The sequence below is a fragment of the Pseudomonas sp. SIMBA_067 genome (assembly GCF_046534675.1).
In the GTDB taxonomy this organism is placed as follows: domain Bacteria; phylum Pseudomonadota; class Gammaproteobacteria; order Pseudomonadales; family Pseudomonadaceae; genus Aquipseudomonas; species Aquipseudomonas putida.
Genome location: NZ_JAWRYH010001261.1, coordinates 1 through 239 on the forward strand (window position 1 = coordinate 1; position 239 = coordinate 239).

At 37.7% G+C, this 239-nt stretch carries 1 protein-coding gene; it reads right to left on the minus strand.

The window, feature by feature from the left end; translation table 11 throughout:
* On the minus strand, positions 1-191 hold a 191-nt coding region (locus tag SB765_RS33345), incomplete at its 3' end, for an SAM-dependent methyltransferase (protein ID WP_410932999.1).
* Positions 192-239: the final 48 nt, after the last annotated feature.

Sequence of the window (239 nt, forward strand, 5' to 3'; positions counted from 1 at the left end):
CTCCCTGGAGCTGCGCCTAAATCTACTACTGTCATTGCTGGACGCAATAACTTATCTCTGTTTTGAATTTCGTCTAATTTGAAAACAGCTCGAGAGCGCCAGCCTTTTTTTTGCGCTTCTTGAACATATTTATCATCAAAATGTTCTTTAAGCCAACGCTGTGAACTGGCTGACTGTTTTTTATTTGTCATAAATTAACACGCAACTAATTAGTAATATTCTCTAGATGGCGTTAGAAT